Origin of the sequence: Micromonospora sp. ANENR4 (genome assembly GCF_015354395.1) — a bacterium.
Lineage (GTDB): Bacteria > Actinomycetota > Actinomycetes > Mycobacteriales > Micromonosporaceae > Micromonospora > Micromonospora aurantiaca.
The window spans coordinates 1-19418 of the sequence record NZ_JADKYQ010000029.1; the positions used below are offsets into that span (position 1 = coordinate 1).

The following is a 19418-nucleotide window of genomic DNA, read 5'->3' on the forward strand; positions in this document are numbered from 1 at the left end:
AGATCAATTCCGCCGCCAACCTCATGATCGACGGGGTGAGCGGCAGATCTTGGTACGAAATGGCCCCCATAGGGGCGCTTTCCTTCCAAGATCTCCGCGCGTCTCGTTGTGCGGACGCGGGATCCCGACACTCGGGACCGGGCGGCGACGAGGGCGGCCGGTGGGGACGGGGCGGGAGCGAGGTGAAAGGCGGGAGTGGATAGCCGGGCTACTGCGAGGGCGTAGCGGCAGCGGAACCTCCCCGCCGACGGTCGAGCGTGGCGACGGGCGCGAGGCTGCGCGACAGATGCGAGACGGCGAGACGCGCCACGGGCCGGACACCGCGCGACCGGACGCGGGACGGCGTCACGGGCCCACACCGCGCCACGGACGCGAGACGCGTCACGGCGGCGGGGTCAGCGGGGCTTGGTGGCCTCCAGGGCCAGCACGTCGGGGACCGGACCGGAGCCGGACTCGACCACCCGGGTCAGCCGCAGGTCGGTGGCCGCCACGGCGTTCAACAACCCGGCCAGGGGCAGGTGCCAGGCGCCCACCCGGGCGCGGACCCCGACCGAGTTCCACGAGCGGACCGTGTGCTCCCGCGAGGCGTACCCGCCATCGATCACGATCCGCTCCGGCTCGGACCGGTCGGCGAACGCACCCACGAAACACGGGTGCACGCCGACGTGCACCAGCCGGCCGCCGGGTGCCAGCACCCGCGCCGCCTCGGCGACCGCCGCCGGATAGTCCGGCATGTCGGTGTGCGCGAGCACGCAGACCACCGCCGGTACGGCGCCGGTGGCGAGTGGCAACGCGGTCGCGTCGGCCCGGGCCACCGGCAGCCGGGCGCGGGCGTGGCGTAACTGCCCGCCGGACAGGTCCACCCCCACCGGTGTCCACCCGAGACGCTTCAGCTCGGCCGCGTGCGCCCCGGTGCCGCAGCACAGGTCCACGCAGCGGCCGGGGCCTTCGCCCAGCAGGTCGGCCAGCACCGACCGGACCCGGTCCATGTAGACCGACGAGGTCTCGCTGGCGTACTCCTCGTACCAGTCGGCGATGTCGTCGTACAACGGGGTCGTCATCTCCGCACGCTAGCCCCGCACCGGGCCCGCCGCTGCCCCGCGTACGCCACGAAGATCCGCTACGGTGCGGTCATGACCTGGGAGGACCTCGACGCACACCTGGACCGGGTGCCCGGCACCGTCTCCGCGTACGTGGGCCGCCCCGGCGCGCGGCCGGCGTGGACGCGGCGGGCCGACGCCACCCACTACGCGGCGAGCACCATGAAGCTCGCCGTGCTGGTTGCGCTGTTCCGCGCCGCCGAGGCCGGCCGGCTCGACCTGGACGCGCCGGTGCCGGTGCGCAACTCGTTCGACTCCGCGCTGCCCGGCGCGCCCCGGTTCGCGAACGACCGCGACTACGACAACGACGAGGCGGTCTGGGACCGCGTCGGCGGTGAGGCGCCGCTGCGCTGGCTCGCCGAACGGATGATCGTCCGGTCCAGCAACCTCGCCACCAACATCTGCATCGGCCAGGTGGGGCTGCCCGCCGTGGCGCAGGCGTGGGCGCTCGCCGGTGCGCGGCACAGCGTCACCGGCCGCGGCATCGAGGACTTCGCCGCCCGCGACTCCGGCATCGACAACCTGGTCACCGCCGCCGACCTGGCCGCCCTGCTCGGTGAGCTGGCGCTCGGCGCGTCCCGGCCCGGCCCGCTCGCCTCGCCGGCCGGCTGCGCCGCCATGCTCGCCGTGCTCGTCGCGCAGGAACACCGCGAGGACCTGGCCGCCGGGCTGCCCGACGGCACCCGGATCGCGCACAAGAACGGCTGGGTACGCGGCGTACGCCACGGCGCGGGCGTGGTGTTCCCGGACGACTCGCCGCCGTACACGATCGTCGTCTGCACCACCACCGAGCTGGCCGACGGCGGCGCGGACGGCGACGAGGTCGAGGATGACGCCTGCCGGCTGATCGCGCACGTCTCCGAGCGGGTCTGGGCCGCGCGGCACGACCTGGCCGGCTGACCCGGCTACTCCAGCAGCCGCTCGCGCAGCGCGGCGCGGTGCGCGTCGGTCACCCCCAGACCGTCGCGCAGGTACGCGTCGAACGAGCCGTGCGCGCGGCGCACCTCGTCGTAGGCGGCGTCCAGGTATTCCGGGCGCACCTCCAGCAGCGGCCGGGCCACCGCCGGGTCCAGGTCCGGCCGGCGCTGGATCATCGCGGACAGCAGCACTTCGCGCAGGCTCTCGGTCAACTCGTTGTGCACGAGGTAGTCGGCGCGGATCGCCTCGTCCTCCACGCCCAGCGCGGTCAGCAGCACCACCGACAGCCAGCCGGTGCGGTCCTTGCCGGCCGAGCAGTGGAACAGCAGCGGCAGGTTCGCGCCCTCGGCGGCGAGCCGCACCGCCGCGCCGAACCCGGTCCGTGCCGACTCCCCGGTGACGAACCAGCGGTAGATCGCCGTCATCGCCCCCGGCATGCCCTCGCGGGCCAGCGCCGCGTACGCGTCCAGGTCGTGGCCCTGCAGCACCGCCGAGACGTACGTGAACACCGGGTGCGCCGCGTCGTAGACCGGCAGGTGCACGGTGCGGGGCTCGCCCACCAGCCGGTCCGGCGGGGCCACCGCCTGCTCGTGGACGTCGCGCAGGTCCACCACGCAGGCCGGGCCGAGCTTGCCCAGCACCGGCAGGTCCTCGTCGGTGAGCCGGCCCAGCGCGGGTGTGCGGATGAGCCGCCCCGCCCGTACCCGCCGCCCGTCGCTCGTCGGCAGTCCACCCAGGTCACGCGCGTTCGGCGCGCCCACCAGCTCCCATTCCCGCCCGGCCATCGGCCCTCCCCTGCTCGCCGCCAGTTGGCTATAGGGTGCCCCACATGACGATCGCCGCAGTACGCACCCACCGTCTGTCGGCCCCCTTACACACCCCGTTCGTCACCGCGCTGCGCCGTACCACCACAGTGGACACGCTGGTGGTGGAGGTGGTCGACGGCGACGGCCGGTCCGGTTTCGGGGAGGCGCCGCAGGTCTGGCAGGTCACCGGCGCGTCGGTGGCGGGTGCCGAGGCGTGCGTACGCGAACTGCTCGCGCCGCTGCTGATCGGCCGCGACGCCGACGACCTCCAGGCAGCAGGCGTGCTGGTGCGCCGTGCCGTGGTGGGAAACGAGTCGGCGAAGGCGGCGCTCGACGTGGCGCTGCACGACCTGGCCGCGCGGCGGCTCGGCGTACCCCTGGTGCGTCTGCTCGGTGGCACGGCGCTGCGCGTGCCGACCGACGTCACGCTGGCCGCCGGTGACGCGGTCGACCTGGCGGCGACGGCGGCGCGGCGCGGCGCCGAGGGGTTCGGCGTGCTCAAGCTCAAGGTCGGCACCGACGCCCGCGGCGACCTGGACCGGGTCCGGGCGGTGCGGGCCGCGGTCGGGCCGGACGTGCGGATCCGGCTGGACGCCAACCAGGGCTGGACGCCCCGGGAGGCGGTGCGGGTGATCCGCGCGATCGAGGACGCGGGGCTCGACGTGGAGCTGGTCGAGCAGCCGGTGCACCGCCGCGACCTGGACGGGCTGGCCTGGGTCAGCGACCGGGTGGACCTGCCGATCCTGGCCGACGAGTCCGTCTTCGACGTGCGCGACCTGGTCGAGGTGATCCGGCGGCGCGCCGCCGACATGGTCAACGTGAAGCTGGCCAAGTGCGGCGGCCTGCAACCGGCCCGCACGCTGCTCGACCTGGCCGCCGCGCACGGCATGGGCACCATCGTCGGTTCGATGATGGAGGGCCCGGTGGGGGTCGGCGCCGCGGCCAGCCTGGTCGCCGCGTCCGGCACCACCGCCGTGTCGGACCTCGACGCCGCCTGGTGGCTGGCCTGGTCGCCGGTCACCGGGGGCATCCGGTACGAGGGCGCGAGCGTGCTGCTGCCGGACGCTCCGGGCCTGGGGGTCACCGGCCTGCGTGAAGCTAAAATTCAGACACGTAGTTGAGCAACGTCAGAATTTTTCATATGGTCGCCCGGACGACCACCGGAGAGAGGGGTACGCGTGGCACCTCAGCCCGGCCGCCGGGCCGTCGTACGGGTACCGGTGGCGACCCTGTGGACCGCTCCCGAGGCGGTACGCCCGATCGACTGCCCCGCCCTCGCCGGCTCGCCCGACGTCGCCGCCTGGATCGCCGGCATGGACCGCGACCAGCTCGTCGGTGACTGCGTCCTGACCCAGCTGCTGCTCGGCGAGCCGGTGCGCGTCACCGAGTCCCGGCCGGACGGCTGGGTGCGGGTGGTGGCGCTGGGCCAGCCCGCGGCGAAGCTCGGCGCCGACGGCTACCCGGGCTGGCTGCGGGCCGCCCACCTGGCCGACGCCGACCCGGCCGACACCGTCCCGTCCGGCAGCGTCCCCGCCGGCCCCGCTCCGGCCGGCCCCGCCGCGTCCGGCACGGCGCGATCGGGCCCCGCTTCGGCCGGACCGGCAGCGGTCGGCACCGGTCCGGCCGGTCCCAGGCCGGCCGGTTCCGGCCCGGCGGCCGACGGTCCGCTGACGGTCGACGTGGCCCGCACCGCGTTGCGTGCCGAGCCCGGCGGCGGCGCCGCGCTCACCGGCGTGGTCCTCGGCACCCGGCTCACCCCGGCCGGGCCGGCGGTGAACGGCAGACGCCCGGTCCGCGTACCCGGGCGGCCCGACCCGCTCTGGGCCCCGGAGGACGACCTGGTGCCGCTGCCCGCCGAGCGTCCCGAGGCCGAGCAGGTGCTCGCGGTCGCCGAACGGCTGCGCGACCTCGTCTACGTCTGGGGCGGCATGTCCACCGACGGCATCGACTGCTCCGGGCTGGTGCACCTGGCCTGGCGACGGTACGGGATCACGCTCCCCCGCGACGCCGACGACCAGGCGGCGGCGACCTCGCGGGTGCCGCTGGACGCCGAACGCCCCGGCGACCTCTACTTCTTCGCCCGGCCCGGCCGGCGCATCCACCACGTCGGGATCGTGTCGGCCGAGCCGCGCGGCGGCCGGCGCCGGATGCTGCACGCCTGCTACCTGACCCGCCGGGTGATCGAGGAGGAGCTGCCGGCCGACCGGACCGCCACTCTCGTCGGCGCCCACCGCGTCTGACCGCTGACACGCCGCGGGGCGCCCCGGCACGGGAGCGCCCCGGACGGGACGGACGGGTCAGCGGCGGGCCTGGGCCAGTTCCCGGCGCCGGTCCCGCGACGACTTCGCCAGGCTGGCGGCGGTGGCCACACCCAGGGTGCCGAGGATGACCGTCAGCGACAGCCAGATCGGGATGTGCGGGGCCCACGCCACGTGCTCGCCGCCGTTGATGAACGGCAGGTTGTTCTCGGCCAGCGCCTCCAGCACCAGCTTCACGCCGATGAAGCCGAGCACCACGGCGAGGCCGTAGCTGAGGTAGATGAGCCGGTCCAGCAGGCCGCCGAGCAGGAAGTAGAGCTGCCGCAGCCCCATCAGCGCGAACACGTTCGCGGTGAAGACCAGGTACGGCTCCTGGGTGATGCCGAAGATCGCCGGGATCGAGTCCAGCGCGAAGATCAGGTCGGTGGTGCCGATCGCGATCATCACGATGAGCATCGGGGTGAACAGGCGCCGCCCGTGCTCGTGGGTGGTCATCCGCGCGCCGTCGTAGTCACGGGACAGCGGGAGTGCCTTGCGGCTCCACCGGATCAGCAGGTTCTCGCTGAACTCGTCCTCGTCCGGCTCGCCCTGCCGGGCCAGGTTCACAGCGGTGTAGATGAGGAACGCGCCGAAGATGTAGAACACCCAGGAGAACTGGGAGATCAGCGCCGCGCCCGCCGCGATGAAGCCACCCCGCATGATCAGCGCCAGGATGATGCCGACGAGCAGCACCTTCTGCTGGTACTGCCGGGGCACCCCGAACCGGGCCATGATGATCACGAAGACGAAGAGGTTGTCCACCGAGAGGCTGTACTCGGTGAGCCAGCCGGTGTAGAACTCGCCTGCGACGCGGCCACCCGCGGTCAGCCAGAGCACCACGCCGAAGATCAGCGCCAGGCCGACGTAGAAGCCCACCCACAGGCTGGACTCCCGGACGCTCGGCTCGTGCGGCCGCCGGCCGATGATGAACAGGTCGGCGAGCAGGACCGCGATCATCGCGATCAGCGTTACCGCCCACACCAATGCGGACACGTTCAAATCCATCCTCCGGCAGACACGCTGCGTCGGGCACACCGTACGCCGGGTGCGGTGCCGGGGTGCGTCGACGCTGACAGGGGTGACTGTCGGAGGTCTCTTCCGCCGGAGCCCGGGTGCCGGGTTCCGACCGGCGGAGCCGGGTCGGGCCACCGGGGGTGCCGGCGCTCTTCCGTGCTGACGACTCCGTCGCGGGGGAATACTCCCCTCCTCGGCCGCCATTGTTCACCATCGCACCCGGGTGGCGCATCTCCGGGCCGCCCATCGATCTCTCGACGTGCTGCGGCTCACGTCGCGCAGGGCGTCCTAGGAGGCTAGTCGTCCCCCTGGCGGGGCGCGCCGGGACGTCACCCGGGACGCACCGGCCGCGGGCCGGCATGGCAGGCTGCCTGCATGGTTCTTGAGGTCGCGCTGATCGATGTCACGCCCGGACACGAGGACGAGTTCGCCGCCGCCTACGCGCAGGCGCGGCCGATCCTCGCCGGCGCCGAAGGCTGCCGCTCCGTGCGGATGACCCGGGGCGTGGAGTCGCCCACCCGGTTCGTGCTGCTCGTCGAGTGGGACTCGGTGGAGGCGCACGACGTGAACTTCCGCCAGACCGAGCGGTTCGCGCAGTGGCGAGGACTGATCGGCCCGCACTTCGCCGGCCCGCCGCTGGTCGAGCACTTCATCGACGTGCCGGCCTGAACTGTCGTACCCGTGCCGTAGCCTGCGCGCTGCGCGGCCACCGGTCCCGACGGGCATCGGGGGCGCCGGGCCCGGTGGTCGCGCCGCACCGACAGCGAGGGCTCACTCCAGCTCGTGCGGATCGCGCGGCCGGGGCACCGGCGCCGCGCCGAGCCGCCGGGCGACCAGCTCGGCGGAGGCGTCCGCCGGCAGCGCCGCCGCCAGCAGCCGCTCGATGACCCGCTCGTAGTGGGCCACGTCCGCCTCGGCGACCAGCCGCAGGTCGGTGGTGAGCGTCTCCACCAGCACGGTGCGCGGGTCGTCCGGGTCGGGGTAGGCGTAGTACGAGAACGGCGCCAGCGGGTGCGGCCCGTCGCCGCTGGACGCCGCGGACCGCAGCACCCGGACGCTGACGCGGGGCCGTTCGGCGAGCGCGAGCAGGTGCCGCATCTGGTCGCGCCACACGTCGGCGGGCAGGCCGTCCGGGTCGCAGACGCGCTCGTCGACGAGGGCGGTGTAGTGCGGCGGGTCCGGCCGGATCAGCAGTTCCTGGCGTGCGACGCGGGCGCGCACGTCGGCCTCCACGTCCACCTCGCCGGTCAGCGCCGCGCCGGCCGCCACGCGCAGCCGGGCGTACGCCGGGGTCTGGAGCAGGCCGGGTACGAGCACGCACTGGTACTCCACGATGCGTTCCGCGCCCGCCTCCAGCTCGGCGTACGCCCGCTGGCGCTCCCCCATCTCGCCGAGCGCCTTGGACCAGCCCCGGCCGGTGGCCGCGTCGCGGGCGATGACGATCAGCTCGTCGCGCTGCGGCGGCGGCACCGCGTAGACGTCGAGCAGGTCGAGCACGTCGGCCAGGTCGGGCCGGCTCTGCCCCAGCTCGATGCGGGACAGCTTCGACGTGGACGCCCAGCCCAGCCGGGTGCAGACCTGTTCGAGCGTGAGCGACTCGCGACGACGCAGCCGGCGCAGCTCCACACCGAGCCGCGCCCTCCGGACCACAGGACTTGCTGACAACGGCATGCACGCCTCCCGGGAGGGAGCGTACGCATCGCCGTCACGCTCGGCAATACCTCGCCCACACAGCGCAACCAGGCCGGCGGCGGCGCTCAGGGCCGGTAGGTGCCGAACGACCAGACCAACCCGGCGAGGTCGCGGGCGGCGTAGTCACGGGAGCCGTAGTCGGTGTCGAACGGCGCCCGGACGATCTCCGCGCCGGCCGACCGGGCACGCTCGTGGTGCGCGTCGACGTCGTCGAGCGCCACGTAGACCCGGTAGTCGTCGTCGGCCGGCCGGGACCGCGGCGCCGGCCCCGGGCCGAGCATCACCAGGTCGTCGCCGTACGCCAGCTCGGCGTGGCCGACCGTGCCGTCGGGCAGTTCGTGGGCCTCGCGCACGGTGAAGCCGAACGCGGAACAGAGGAAGTCGGCTGCGGCTCGCACGTCGGGATACCGCAGGACCGGATAGATGCTTCGCATGGCGGTCAGTCTGCCGCCGGAGCGGTCAGGCCGGATTGGACGAATGCGATCCGGGCCCGGTCAGCGCGGCCGGGGTGGCGCCGGCGAACTCGCGGAACTCCCGGATCAGGTGCGACTGGTCGTAGTAGCCCCACCGGGCGGCCCGCTCCGCCCACCCGGCGTCGTCCGGCACGGCGGCGTCCGCGGTGAGCAGCGTGCGGCCCAGGCTCGCGTACGCCCGCTCGAAACGCAGCAGGCGGGCGACCGTCTTCGGCGGCAGGCCGAACTCCCGCCGGAACCGGACCGATAGGTGACGGCGGGACCAGCCCAGCTCCCCGGCGAGCGCGGCCACGCCGACCGCTCCCCCGCTGCCGTCCAGACGCCGAAAGGCCGCCAGCAGGTGCGGGTCCACCGGCGCGGTCGCCGCCAGCCGCGCGGCCACTGCCGCGTCGAGCCGGGCGAAGCGTTCCGGCCAGCCCGGCTCGCCGGCCAGCTCGTCGCGCAGCCGGGCCAGCCAGCCCGCCACCGCGTCGAGCGGCACCACCCGGTTGGCCAGCTCGGCCAGCGGCAGCCCGAGCAGGCGGCGGGCCGCCGGGGCGGTCAGCAGCACCTGCACCCCGGTGCCGGTCCCGGCCGTCCGGGTGGCGCACCAGCCGTCGAACGGGCCGGCCAGGAAGGCGTTGGTGGCGGACCCGCCCTCACCGGGGGCACGCGGGTCGGTCACGCCGAGAGGGTCGCCCCAGCCGAGGATCAGCACCACGAAGGCGCCCGCGACCTCCCGGCGTACCAGTGGGACGGGCACGTCCTCGCGGTAGCCGAGGTAGCTGTCCACCCACCGGCGCAGCCGCGGGTCGGGGCGCCCGACGACGGCCTCGGTCAGCATCGCGCCGCCCCGGCCGTCGCGCCGGTCACCGGACCCCTGCGGCGTCCATCCCGCGTAGCTCCTTCTTGAGGTCGGCGACCTCGTCGCGGATCCGCGCGGCCAGCTCGAACTGCAGCTCCCGCGCGGCAGCGAGCATCTGGTCGTTGAGCTCCTGGATGAGGTTGGCCAGGTCGGCCCGGGCCATCCCCTCCCGCGACGGGGTGGCCGCGGCGCCCCGGCGGCTGCGGGTCTCCTTGACCGGAGCCTTGCCCCGGGACAGCTGCCGCACGGCACCGCCGACGTTGCTGTTCTCGGTGTCCTCCGCCTCGCGGTAGATGTCGTCGAGGATGTCGTGGATCTTCTTGCGCAGCGGCTCCGGCTTGATGCCGTTCGCCTCGTTGTGCGCGATCTGCTTGGCCCGGCGCCGGTTGGTCTCGTCGATCGCGTCCGCCATCGACGGCGTGATCTTGTCGGCGTACATGTGGACCTGGCCGGAGACGTTACGGGCCGCGCGGCCGATGGTCTGGATCAGCGACCGGCCGCTGCGCAGGAAGCCCTCCTTGTCGGCGTCGAGGATCGCCACCAGCGACACCTCGGGCAGGTCGAGACCCTCCCGGAGCAGGTTGATCCCGACGAGCACGTCGTAGTCGCCCTTGCGCAGCTCGCGCAGCAGCTCGACCCGGCGCAGCGTGTCCACCTCGGAGTGCAGGTAGCGCACCCGGATGCCGTTCTCCAGCAGGTAGTCGGAGAGGTCTTCGGCCATCTTCTTGGTGAGCGTGGTGACGAGCACCCGCTCGTCCCGCTCGGTCCGCAGCTTGATCTCGTGCATGAGGTCGTCGATCTGCCCCTTCGTCGGCTTGACCACCACCTCGGGGTCGATCAGGCCGGTGGGCCGGATCACCTGCTCGACGAACTCGCCCTGCGCCTGCTCCAGCTCCCACGGGCCGGGGGTGGCGGAGAGGAAGACCATCTGACCCACCCGCTCCAGGAACTCGTCGAAGCGCAGCGGCCGGTTGTCGGCGGCGCTGGGGAGCCGGAAGCCGTGGTCGATGAGCATCCGCTTACGGGAGGCGTCGCCCTCGTACATGCCGCCGATCTGCGGGATCGTCACGTGCGACTCGTCGACCACGGTGAGGAAGTCGTCAGGGAAGTAGTCGAGCAGGCAGTGCGGCGGGCTGCCGGGCAGCCGGCCGTCGATGTGCATGGAGTAGTTCTCGATGCCGGAGCAGAACCCCACCTGGCGCATCATCTCGATGTCGTAGGTGGTGCGCATGCGCAGCCGCTGGGCCTCCAGCAGCTTGCCCTGCCGTTCCAGCTCGGCCAGCCGCTCACCCAGCTCGGCCTCGATGTCGCGGATCGCCCGTTCCATCCGCTCCGGACCGGCGGCGTAGTGCGTGGCCGGGAAGATCATCAGGCTGTCGACCTCGCGGACCACGTCACCGGTCAGCGGGTTCAGGTAGTAGAGCTTCTCGATCTCGTCACCGAACAGCTCGATCCGGACCGCCAGCTCCTCGTACGCCGGGATGATCTCCAGCGTGTCGCCGCGGACCCGGAAGGTGCCGCGCTGGAAGGCCATGTCGTTGCGCGTGTACTGGATGTCGACCAGCCGGCGCAGCAGCTGGTCGCGGTCCAGCTCCTGCCCGACCTTGACGCGCACGGCCCGGTCGAGGTATTCCTCCGGCGTACCCAGGCCGTAGATCGCCGAGACGGTGGCGACGACGATGACGTCCCGCCGGGTGAGCAGCGACATGGTGGCCGAGTGCCGCAGCCGCTCGACCTCCTCGTTGATCGAGGAGTCCTTCTCGATGTACGTGTCGGTCTGCGGGATGTACGCCTCGGGCTGGTAGTAGTCGTAGTAGGAGACGAAGTATTCGACGGCGTTCTGCGGCAGCAGCTCGCCGAACTCCTTCGCCAGCTGGGCCGCGAGGGTCTTGTTGGGGGCGAGCACCAGGGTCGGCCGCTGGAGCCGCTCGACCAGCCACGCCGTGGTGGCGCTCTTGCCCGTGCCGGTCGCGCCGAGCAGCACCGTGTTGCGGTCGCCGCGCCGCACGCGACGCTCAAGCTCGTCGATGGCAGCCGGCTGGTCACCGGCCGGCTGGAACTCACTGACGACCTGGAAGCGGCCGTCGAGCCGGGGAATGTCGAGCGCCATGACACCCACCGTACGCCCGGGGTCCGACACTTCCGGCCACGACCACGGACCGTCCCTGATCGGCTTCGATATTCCCATTGTGTGGCTCATCTCACCGGTCTACCCTCGTACCGTAGGCCGCTCGCGGCGGCCGACCGGGCCGGTGATCGCCCCACGCGGGCCGGTCGCCCCCGGCGCCAGGGCCGCAGCACCCGGGACGACCGGCGTGCGCGCCGACGGTGGTCGCGCGCAGCGCTGACCGGCCGCCGCGAGCGCCCCTGCTCGTCACCGAAACCCCGCTCTCGCGTTCTCCACTCGTGGGGACCTCTCCCGAGCGCCGGCCGCGACGTGAGCCCGACACCGGCACGCCCCCGCCCGCCGACGAGCCGGGCCGCCAGCGCGGCGTGAGCCGCCCCCACCGGCTCTCCGCGCGGGGCGACGGCGACCAGGCCGTACCCCGGGAACCGGGTCGCGGCCACCGGCGCGGCCGCACCAGCACACCGACCCGGCCCGCCACCGTGGCCGGCCGGCGCCGCCGGGCCGGCCTCTTCGACGGCCGCCGTCCCCCGCTCACCACCCGGCCGGACGGCGACCCGGAACTGGACGGCGCCGACGACCCGCCGGACGGGCCGGACCGGCGCCGGATCGCCCTCGCCGCGCTCGTGGCCGCAGCCGCGATCTCCGCCGCGACGCTCGTCGCCGCCCTGCCGTCCTGGGTGCCCGGCCGCACCGACGACGCCCCGGCGACACGTGCCCTGACCGCCGCCGAGGCGGACCGGGTGGCCGCGCTGCGGGTCACCAACCTGCGCGACGTACGCGCCGGTGTCCGGGTCACGGTCGGCGCCGACGGTGCCCGTACCGAACTGGTCGGCTGGGTCGACTGGGCCCGCCCCCTGGTCTACCTGGACGTCGGCGGCCCGGGCGCGGGCGACGACCGGGGCCTGGTGCAGGCCACCGCGTCCGCGCTGCTGGTACGGCCCGACCCGGGCGCGCTCCCCACCCCGGCCCGGCCGCCGCTGGTGCCGCCGGCGGACCGGTGGCGGATGCGTTCCCCGACCGGCGGGCACGGCCTGGGCGCGGTACGCGACCTGCTGATCGGGCTCGGCGCCGACCGGGTCGATCCACCCGCCACCGACGGCCGGTGGCTACGCGGCGACCAGGTGGGCGGCGTCCCGGTGGACGTGCTCCAGGCGCCCCTCGCGTCACTCGGTGACCCACTGCCCACGCTGTGGGTGGACGCGGACGCCCGGCTGCACCGGCTCACCGGCCGGCTGGCCGACGGCACGCCCGTCACCGTGGACCTGACCCGCGCCGACCGGCCCACGCTGCACCCGGTGGACGCGCTCGGCGGGCGGCCCGGCCAGCCCCGGGCACTCACCGACGACGAGGTCGCCCGGCTGGCCGCGCTGCCCGCCCGGCTCCGGGCAGTCGGCGGCGCGACGGTGACGGTGGCCGCGCCGCTCGGCCCGTCGGACAACCTGTGGGCCACCGGAACGGTGAACTGGACGAGCCCGTCGGCGTACCTCGCGGTGATCGAGGAGGGCAGCGGCCGGCGCACCCTGCGATGGGCCCGGCCGGGACGGGTGGCCGAGGTGCAGCGGTCCCCCGACGGGCCCGCGACGCCACCGGCACCGACGCCGGCCGCGCTGCTCGCCGCCCCCGCGCGGCCGCCCGGCGACGACCTGGACCGGCTGCTCGACGCGGCGCTGCGGGCGGCCCGGCGCGCGCCCGACGGGACCGCCGTCCGGATCCGGGAGGACCGGCTGGGCGACCGGGCCGTCGACGTGTTCGAGCTGCCGGGCGGCCGCCGCCTGTGGCTGGACCGGGGCGGCCTGCCGCACCGGATGGAGCTGCGGGCCGGGTCGGGCGTGTGGATCCGGCTCGACCTCACGCCCGGTCGGGCGGCGGGCAGCGGCGGATCGGCGGCCTCGGCGCCGCGCTGAGCCCGGCCCGATCCCTACCGCCCGGTCAGGGCCGCCAGCCGGTCTGCCCGGCCCACTCCTCGGCGCGCAGGTGCTCCTCGTCGAACCAGGGATCGGTCACCGTGCCCCACGTGACGTGCTCCGGCGCCGCAGCCGCCAGTTCCCTCTTCACCTGCAGGTAGTCGGCCCGCCGTGCCGGGTCGGCGCGCAGGTGGTCGCGCATCAGCAGCGCGTACCGCCAGCCGGGCGAACCGGCCTCCCGCAGGTGCAGGCGCACCGGACGTGCCGGGTCCGCTCCGCCGTGCAGCCGCTTGGGCCAGCGCACCGGCTCCGGCTGCCGCGGTGCGTCCCACCACTCGCCCGGCAGCCGCGGGAAACCCGCCTCGGCCAGCCGCTGCGCGAGCGGCCCGTCCGCCTCGTCCAGGGAGGGCACCGTCACCTGGATGTCGATCACGTCCGGCGCGGCGAGCCCCGGCACGGCGGTGGAGCCGACGTGGTCGACCCGGATGTCACCGCCGGCGGCGTGGCGAATCCGGGCGGCCAGCCGGGCGTACTGCTCGGGCCAGGTCGGGTCCGGCCCGGCGAGGGCCGCCGGGTCGGGTGGGACGGCACGGCGTTCGCGGACGTTGCGCTCGTAGGGCAGCAGACGGTCCCGCCAGAGGGTGTCCACGGCGGCGTGCAGATCGGTGAGCGTGCCGTCGTTCGTCAGCAGCACGTCGGCGACCGCGCGGCGGGTCGCGTCGTCGGCCTGCGCGGCGATGCGCCGCTGCGCCTCCGCCGGGGCCATCCCCCGGTCGCGGGTCAGCCGGGCCATCCGGGTCGGCACGGCCGTCTGCACCACGACCACCAGGTGGTACGTCGGCGCGAGTCCCACCTCGACCAGCAGCGGTACGTCGTTGACGACGATCGCGTCGGCGCGGGCGGCGGCGACCAGTTCGGCGCTGCGCGCGCGTACCCGGGGGTGGGTGATCCCTTCGAGCGTGCGGCGGGCCGCCTCGTCGCCGAAGACGACCGCGCCGAGGGCGGCCCGGTCCAGCGCCCCGTCGGCGTCCAGAACCTTTTCGGAGAAGGCGGCGACCACCTCGGCCAGCCCGTCGGTGCCGGGCGCGACGATCTCCCGGGCGATGCGGTCCGAGTCGACGATCACCGCGCCCAGGGTGGCGAGCCGGCTCGCCACCGCGCTCTTGCCCGATCCGATTCCGCCGGTCAGCCCCACCTTCAGCACCCGGACAGTCAACCGGATCCGAAGTCCGCATGCCAAACCCGCCGGGCGCACGACGCGGGCCCCGCCCCCGGCGCTCCGCTGGTGCGGAACGCGGGGACGGGGCCCGTCGTCAGAGGCAGTCGCCGGTCCGTCCGGTGGGACGAACAGGCATCAGCGTCCGGTCACTTGCCGCCGGCGAGCTTCTCCCGCAGCGCGGCGAGCGCCTCGTCGGTCGCGAGCGTGCCGGCCGGCTCCTCGGCCTGACGGCTCGGGGCCGAGGTCGAGGTGGTGGTGCCGGTGGTGGCCGGAGCCGGGTTGGCGGCGGCCTCGGCGTCGGCGGCGCGGGAGGTCTGCACCTGCTTGGTGTGGGCCTCCCAGCGCTGACGCGCCTCGGCGTACTGCTGCTCCCAGGTCTCGCGCTGCTTGTCGTAGCCCTCGAGCCACTCGCCCGTCTCCGGGTCGAAGCCCTCCGGGTAGATGTAGTTGCCCTGGTCGTCGTACGTCGCGGCCATGCCGTAGAGGGTCGGGTCGAAGTGCTCCTCGCCCTCGACGAAGCCCTCGTTGGCCTGCTTGAGCGACAGCGAGATCCGGCGGCGCTCCAGGTCGATGTCGATGACCTTGACCATGACCTCGGAGCCGACCTGCACGACCTGCTCCGGGATCTCCACGTGGCGCTCGGCCAGCTCGGAGATGTGGACCAGGCCCTCAATGCCGTCGTCCACCCGGACGAACGCACCGAACGGCACCAGCTTGGTGACCTTACCCGGCACGATCTGCTGGATCGCGTGGGTGCGGGCGAACTGACGCCACGGGTCCTCCTGCGTCGCCTTCAGCGACAGCGAGACCCGCTCGCGGTCCAGGTCGACGTCCAGGACCTCGACCTCGACCTCCTGGCCCACCTCGACGACCTCGGACGGGTGGTCGATGTGCTTCCAGGACAGCTCGGAGACGTGCACGAGGCCGTCCACGCCGCCCAGGTCGACGAACGCGCCGAAGTTGACGATCGAGGAGACGACGCCCTTGCGGACCTGCCCCTTCTGGAGCTTGTTGAGGAACTCGGTGCGCACCTCGGACTGCGTCTGCTCCAGCCAGGCACGGCGGGACAGGACCACGTTGTTGCGGTTCTTGTCCAGCTCGATGATCTTGGCTTCGAGCTCGCGGCCGACGTACGGCTGCAGGTCACGCACACGCCGCATCTCGACGAGCGACGCGGGCAGGAAGCCGCGCAGGCCGATGTCGAGGATGAGACCACCCTTGACGACCTCGATGACCGAGCCGCGGACGACGCCGTCCTCGTCCTTGATCTTCTCGATCGTGCCCCAGGCCCGCTCGTACTGCGCCCGCTTCTTGGAGAGGATCAGCCGACCCTCCTTGTCCTCCTTCTGGAGGACGAGGGCCTCGATGTGGTCACCCACCGAAACGACCTCGGCCGGGTCCACGTCGTGCTTGATCGACAACTCCCGAGAGGGGATGACACCCTCGGTCTTGTAGCCGATGTCGAGCAGGACCTCGTCCCGATCGACCTTGACGACGGTGCCTTCGACAATGTCGCCGTCGTTGAAGTACTTGATGGTCTCGTCGATCGCGGCGAGGAAAGCTTCCTCAGAGCCGAGGTCGTCGTGGGTGACCTTGTTGGCGCTCGAGGTGGCCTCGATGCTGCTCGTCATGTGGGCGGTTGCTCCGGTCGGATGGGTTGTCACAGCGGGCATGGGTGTCGCGGTGACTCTGCCGCGCCAACGGATCCGTCGCCGGGCACACCGAACGATCGACGCGAGAAGATCATTAGTGGCTCCGGTGACCGCGCACCTGCTCCCTGCCGAGGCACACGATCCGCGAGCGCATCGTCTAGCCTACCCGCTGCATTACCACAGCGTGCAAGCCCTCCCGGGTCCGTGCGAACTCATCCGCTGCGAAAGCGGAGATTTTGCGCGGTAAGGTGCCACAGCTGTCTCGTCCGTCACATCCGCCCCAGCCACCACCCCACCGCACCCGGTCCGCACCGCCGGACCTAGCGTGAACCCGTGGACGACGACAGGGTGACCCGCCGACGGGTCGACGCCGGGGAGATCCGCCGCGCGAACCGCGGATGGTGGGACACCGACGCCGACGCGTACCAGGCCGAGCACGGCGCGTTCCTCGGCGACGCCGACTTCGTCTGGTGCCCGGAAGGGCTGCGCGAGGCCGACGTCCGGCTGCTCGGCGACGTCGCCGGCCGGCGGATCCTCGAACTCGGCGCCGGGGCGGCCGCCGCCGCCCGCTGGCTCGCCGCCCAGGGCGCCCGGCCGGTCGCGCTGGACCTGTCCGCCGGCATGTTGCGGCACGCCGCCGAGGCCGCCGGGCGCACCGGGGTACGTGTGCCGCTGGTGCAGGCCGACGCGCTCGCCCTGCCGTTCGCCGACGCCGCGTTCGACACCGTCTGCACCGCGTTCGGCGCGATCCCGTTCGTGGACGACTCGGCGGCGGCGATGCGCGAGGTGGCCCGGGTGCTGCGGCCCGGCGGCCGGTGGGTCTTCTCGGTCACCCACCCGATGCGCTGGATCTTCCTGGACGACCCGGGCGAGGGCGGGCTGACCGCAGTGCACTCGTACTTCGACCGCTCCCCCTACGTCGAGCAGGACGAGCACGGCGTGGCCACGTACGTCGAGCAGCACCGCACCCTCGGCGACCGGATCCGGGAGCTGGTCGGCGCCGGGTTCCGCCTGCTGGACCTGGTGGAGCCGGAGTGGCCGGCCGGGCACGAGGGGATCTGGGGCCAGTGGAGCCCGCTGCGCGGCCGGCTGTTCCCCGGCACCGCGATCTTCGTCGCGGAGAAGCCGACGGGCTGAGCGCGTCGCACGTCCGGTGCGACACGAGCTCCGGCACCCGGCGGTACGCTCGCCGCATGAGCGCCGTGCCCATTCCGACATCACCTGGCCCCTGGTGTCCGGACCCGATGCGGCAGCAGCGTGCGGACTACACGCTGGAGGATCTGCTCACCCTGCCGGACGACGCCCCCCGCGTCGAACTCGTCGACGGAGTCTTCCAGGTGACACCCTCCCCCACCCTGGGCCACCAGGACATCTCCCTCCTGCTCAGCCTCTGGCTGCGGTCACACGCTCCGGCCGGGCTGCGGGTCGCCCAGGCCATCAGGGTCGGACTCAGCCCCAACACCAGCCGGCAACCGGACGTCCTGCTCCACCACGCCGGGCTGCCGAGCGACAGGTCCCTCCTGCGACCGGCGGACGTCGTCCTGGCCGTCGAGATCGTCTCCCCCGGCACCCGGCGGGTCGACCGGTTCGCCAAGCCGGGCGAGTACGCCGCCGCCGGGATCCCGTTCTACTGGCGGATCGAGCAGGATCCGGTGCACCTCTACGCGTACCGCCTCGGTGACCGGATCGGTCCGGGCGGCGAGCGGCAGTACGAGCTGGTGGACGGCAGCAGCGAGGTGATCGAGCTGTCCGAGCCCTTCGCGATCAAGCTGCCGATCGCCGAGATCCGGCCCTGACCACACCGTTACTCGGTGTCGGCCGCGGGTAAGCGGGCGGCATGGCCGAGAAGGAGTTCCGCGCCGGCGACCACGTCTCCTGGGCCAGCCACAGCGGCCGGGCGTACGGCGTCGTCAAGGAGAAGCTGACCGAGCGCACCCACGTCCGCGGGCACACCGTGAACGCCTCGCCGGAGCAGCCGCAGTACCGGATCACCAACGACGACTCGGGCCGCGACGTGGCCCACCGCCCGGAGGTGCTGCGCCATGAGTCGCGCTGAAGACCCGCAGCAGACGTACCGGGAGTTCACCGACGCGGTGAACATGAAGCCCGGTGAGCTGACCCGCTGGCTGGAGACCGAGGAGTCCAAGCACGTCGGCTGGCACAAGAAGGGCACCCAGGGCGGCGAGTCGGTCGGGCACGACTCCGGCCGGCGCATCGTCGACCTGCTGCGCCGCAAGCGCGCCGACCTGACCGCCGCCGACTACAAGCACATGCGCAAGGTGATCGGGTACGTCCACCGCCACCTCGCCCAGCGCCCGTCCGGGGACGTGCGGGACACCAGGTGGCGCTGGTCGCTGATGAACTGGGGGCACGACCCGCTCAAGGGCTGAGCCGCCCGGTCCGTTCGCGTCGCGTTGGTACCGTGCCGGCGATGACGACAGACATCTCGACCGCAGGCCGTCATCCCCGCGCCGGACGTGTGGTCCTCCTGGCGGGCCTCGGCCTGATCGCCGTCGCGGCGCTTCTCCTGGTGGCGACCGGGAACACCGGCATCCGATACAGCGCCGACCACGACGGCACCGTACCGATGTGGAGCCGCTGGATCCCGGCGCTGGCCGGGATCGCACTGATCCGCCTGATCCCGCCCGCGCCCGACCCGAGGTGGCCCGACCCGGTCGCGCCGTACCGCGAGGCGGTGCCGCTGCTGCTGGCCGGGATCGCGTTCGCCGCCGTCATGCCGCTGCTCGGCGGCGAACCCGCGTACACGCTGGTGAAGCTCGCGCTGCTGCTCGGCGTACCGATGGTGGTGTTCCTGGCCGCGCGCCGCCGGCCGCCCCGGTGGCGGCCGGGGCCGGCCCCGGCGGACACCGCCCACCGGTGGGGTCCGGCGCTGCCGGTGGCGGTGTGGCTGGTGCTCAGCTACGCGACGCCGCTGTCCGTGCCGGCGAGCGACTGGGGGCGGACCGTCACGCCGGTCGAGCTGGTCGTCACGCTGCTTGTGGCTTTCGCGGTGAACGCGCTGCTGGAGGAGGTCTTCTACCGGCGCTGGCTGCAGACCCGGTGGGAGTCCCTGCTCGGCCGGTGGCCGGCGATCGTGCTCGCGTCGCTGGTGTGGGCGGCCTGGCATGTGGCCATCCAGGGCAGCGGCCGGCCCGCCGTCGACCTGGCGTCGGTGGTCGTCAACCACGGCGTGATCGGGCTGTTCCTCGGCTACCTGTGGTCCCGGTACCGCCGGATGTGGCCGCTGCTCGTGGTGCACGGCGCGGTCAACGCGATGCCCGTTCTGCTCGGTCTCTGACCGGCCGCCGCGCCCCGCCTCCTCCCGGGTCGCCTCTTCGCGGTGATCAAGGCGTTTGTGTCCCCGAACGGGC

At 73.7% G+C, this 19418-nt stretch carries 18 protein-coding genes and 1 pseudogene; 10 read left to right on the top strand and 9 right to left on the bottom strand.

Going from position 1 to position 19418, the window contains the following annotated elements; all coding sequences use genetic code 11:
• Positions 1-395: 395 nt before the first annotated feature.
• A complete protein-coding gene (locus IRY44_RS30040; protein WP_194803506.1) occupies positions 396-1061 on the bottom strand; it encodes a class I SAM-dependent methyltransferase in 666 nt (221 codons plus the stop codon).
• Positions 1062-1133: 72 nt separating this feature from the next.
• Between IRY44_RS30040 and IRY44_RS30045 the strand changes: the two genes are divergently transcribed.
• Positions 1134-2000, top strand: coding sequence for a serine hydrolase (locus IRY44_RS30045; protein ID WP_194803507.1), 867 nt, complete (start codon positions 1134-1136; stop codon positions 1998-2000).
• A gap of 5 nt (positions 2001-2005) precedes the next feature.
• Here IRY44_RS30045 and IRY44_RS30050 read toward each other — a convergent pair whose 3' ends face one another.
• Positions 2006-2803: a tyrosine-protein phosphatase gene (locus IRY44_RS30050; protein ID WP_194803508.1), complete on the bottom strand. Its 798-nt coding sequence runs from the start codon at positions 2801-2803 to the stop codon at positions 2006-2008.
• 44 nt (positions 2804-2847) lie between these two features.
• Here IRY44_RS30050 and IRY44_RS30055 point away from each other — a divergent pair, with 44 nt between their 5' ends.
• Both IRY44_RS30055 and IRY44_RS30060 read left to right on the top strand, forming a co-directional pair.
• Positions 2848-3945: a mandelate racemase/muconate lactonizing enzyme family protein gene (locus tag IRY44_RS30055; RefSeq protein WP_194803509.1), complete on the top strand. Its 1098-nt coding sequence runs from the start codon at positions 2848-2850 to the stop codon at positions 3943-3945.
• A gap of 57 nt (positions 3946-4002) precedes the next feature.
• A complete protein-coding gene (locus IRY44_RS30060) occupies positions 4003-5064 on the top strand; it encodes an NlpC/P60 family protein (RefSeq protein WP_194803510.1) in 1062 nt (353 codons plus the stop codon).
• Positions 5065-5121: 57 nt separating this feature from the next.
• Here the strand turns inward: IRY44_RS30060 and IRY44_RS30065 are convergent, their stop codons facing one another.
• Positions 5122-6120, bottom strand: a complete 999-nt coding sequence (locus tag IRY44_RS30065; RefSeq protein ID WP_194803519.1) for a TerC family protein — start codon at positions 6118-6120, stop codon at positions 5122-5124.
• A 390-nt stretch (positions 6121-6510) separates the two neighbouring features.
• Here IRY44_RS30065 and IRY44_RS30070 point away from each other — a divergent pair, with 390 nt between their 5' ends.
• Positions 6511-6804 carry an antibiotic biosynthesis monooxygenase gene (locus tag IRY44_RS30070; RefSeq protein ID WP_013287496.1) on the top strand — a complete coding sequence of 98 codons (294 nt, stop codon included), beginning with the start codon at positions 6511-6513 and terminating at the stop codon, positions 6802-6804.
• Between the two features lie 102 nt (positions 6805-6906).
• Here the strand turns inward: IRY44_RS30070 and IRY44_RS30075 are convergent, their stop codons facing one another.
• From IRY44_RS30075 to uvrB, 4 genes are all read right to left on the bottom strand, one after another.
• The gene (locus tag IRY44_RS30075) at positions 6907-7806 is read right to left on the bottom strand and encodes a DUF5753 domain-containing protein (protein WP_194803511.1); all 900 of its coding nucleotides are present in this window, start codon (positions 7804-7806) and stop codon (positions 6907-6909) included.
• 86 nt (positions 7807-7892) lie between these two features.
• Complete coding sequence (locus IRY44_RS30080; protein WP_194803512.1) at positions 7893-8261, bottom strand: VOC family protein; 369 nt, start codon at positions 8259-8261, stop codon at positions 7893-7895.
• Positions 8262-8286: 25 nt separating this feature from the next.
• Positions 8287-9123 carry a helix-turn-helix domain-containing protein gene (locus IRY44_RS30085; RefSeq protein WP_194803513.1) on the bottom strand — a complete coding sequence of 279 codons (837 nt, stop codon included), beginning with the start codon at positions 9121-9123 and terminating at the stop codon, positions 8287-8289.
• Positions 9124-9148: 25 nt separating this feature from the next.
• Positions 9149-11254: an excinuclease ABC subunit UvrB gene (uvrB, locus tag IRY44_RS30090; RefSeq protein WP_187690918.1), complete on the bottom strand. Its 2106-nt coding sequence runs from the start codon at positions 11252-11254 to the stop codon at positions 9149-9151.
• Between the two features lie 383 nt (positions 11255-11637).
• Here uvrB and IRY44_RS30095 point away from each other — a divergent pair, with 383 nt between their 5' ends.
• The gene (locus IRY44_RS30095) at positions 11638-13176 is read left to right on the top strand and encodes a hypothetical protein (RefSeq protein WP_228533100.1); all 1539 of its coding nucleotides are present in this window, start codon (positions 11638-11640) and stop codon (positions 13174-13176) included.
• Between the two features lie 25 nt (positions 13177-13201).
• Here IRY44_RS30095 and coaE read toward each other — a convergent pair whose 3' ends face one another.
• Both coaE and rpsA read right to left on the bottom strand, forming a co-directional pair.
• Positions 13202-14380 (bottom strand): dephospho-CoA kinase, encoded by a 1179-nt coding sequence (gene coaE / locus IRY44_RS30100; RefSeq protein WP_194803514.1) that lies wholly within the window; start codon positions 14378-14380, stop codon positions 13202-13204.
• Positions 14381-14541: 161 nt separating this feature from the next.
• On the bottom strand, positions 14542-16068 hold the full coding sequence (gene rpsA / locus IRY44_RS30105; RefSeq protein ID WP_047893869.1) for a 30S ribosomal protein S1: 1527 nt from the start codon (positions 16066-16068) through the stop codon (positions 14542-14544).
• Between the two features lie 312 nt (positions 16069-16380).
• On the opposite strand from rpsA, the gene IRY44_RS30110 reads away from it, so the two are divergent.
• The 5 genes and pseudogenes from IRY44_RS30110 (at position 16381) to IRY44_RS30130 (ending at position 19345) form a co-directional block, all read left to right on the top strand.
• Positions 16381-17184 (top strand): class I SAM-dependent methyltransferase, encoded by an 804-nt coding sequence (locus IRY44_RS30110; RefSeq protein ID WP_194803515.1) that lies wholly within the window; start codon positions 16381-16383, stop codon positions 17182-17184.
• Positions 17185-17291: 107 nt separating this feature from the next.
• The gene (locus tag IRY44_RS30115; RefSeq protein WP_194803516.1) at positions 17292-17843 is read left to right on the top strand and encodes a Uma2 family endonuclease; all 552 of its coding nucleotides are present in this window, start codon (positions 17292-17294) and stop codon (positions 17841-17843) included.
• Between the two features lie 41 nt (positions 17844-17884).
• A complete protein-coding gene (locus IRY44_RS30120; protein ID WP_030503817.1) occupies positions 17885-18103 on the top strand; it encodes a DUF2945 domain-containing protein in 219 nt (72 codons plus the stop codon).
• Positions 18090-18434: pseudogene (locus IRY44_RS30125) on the top strand (DUF3140 domain-containing protein); the annotation flags it as partial. The gene IRY44_RS30120 and the pseudogene IRY44_RS30125, both read left to right, overlap by 14 nt.
• A gap of 44 nt (positions 18435-18478) precedes the next feature.
• A complete protein-coding gene (locus IRY44_RS30130) occupies positions 18479-19345 on the top strand; it encodes a CPBP family intramembrane glutamic endopeptidase (protein WP_194803518.1) in 867 nt (288 codons plus the stop codon).
• Positions 19346-19418: the final 73 nt, after the last annotated feature.

Excerpts from the sequence above, each read along its gene's own strand:
- IRY44_RS30040 (WP_194803506.1), bottom strand. The coding sequence starts at position 1,061 with ATGACGACCCCGTTGTACGACGACATCGCCGACTGGTACGAGGAGTAC.
- IRY44_RS30045 (WP_194803507.1), top strand. The coding sequence starts at position 1,134 with ATGACCTGGGAGGACCTCGACGCACACCTGGACCGGGTGCCCGGCACC.
- IRY44_RS30050 (WP_194803508.1), bottom strand. The coding sequence starts at position 2,803 with ATGGCCGGGCGGGAATGGGAGCTGGTGGGCGCGCCGAACGCGCGTGAC.
- IRY44_RS30055 (WP_194803509.1), top strand. The coding sequence starts at position 2,848 with ATGACGATCGCCGCAGTACGCACCCACCGTCTGTCGGCCCCCTTACAC.
- IRY44_RS30070 (WP_013287496.1), top strand. The coding sequence starts at position 6,511 with ATGGTTCTTGAGGTCGCGCTGATCGATGTCACGCCCGGACACGAGGAC.
- IRY44_RS30075 (WP_194803511.1), bottom strand. The coding sequence starts at position 7,806 with ATGCCGTTGTCAGCAAGTCCTGTGGTCCGGAGGGCGCGGCTCGGTGTG.
- IRY44_RS30080 (WP_194803512.1), bottom strand. The coding sequence starts at position 8,261 with ATGCGAAGCATCTATCCGGTCCTGCGGTATCCCGACGTGCGAGCCGCA.
- IRY44_RS30085 (WP_194803513.1), bottom strand. The coding sequence starts at position 9,123 with ATGCTGACCGAGGCCGTCGTCGGGCGCCCCGACCCGCGGCTGCGCCGG.
- uvrB (WP_187690918.1), bottom strand. The coding sequence starts at position 11,254 with ATGGCGCTCGACATTCCCCGGCTCGACGGCCGCTTCCAGGTCGTCAGT.
- rpsA (WP_047893869.1), bottom strand. The coding sequence starts at position 16,068 with ATGCCCGCTGTGACAACCCATCCGACCGGAGCAACCGCCCACATGACG.
- IRY44_RS30115 (WP_194803516.1), top strand. The coding sequence starts at position 17,292 with ATGCGGCAGCAGCGTGCGGACTACACGCTGGAGGATCTGCTCACCCTG.
- IRY44_RS30120 (WP_030503817.1), top strand. The coding sequence starts at position 17,885 with ATGGCCGAGAAGGAGTTCCGCGCCGGCGACCACGTCTCCTGGGCCAGC.
- IRY44_RS30130 (WP_194803518.1), top strand. The coding sequence starts at position 18,479 with ATGACGACAGACATCTCGACCGCAGGCCGTCATCCCCGCGCCGGACGT.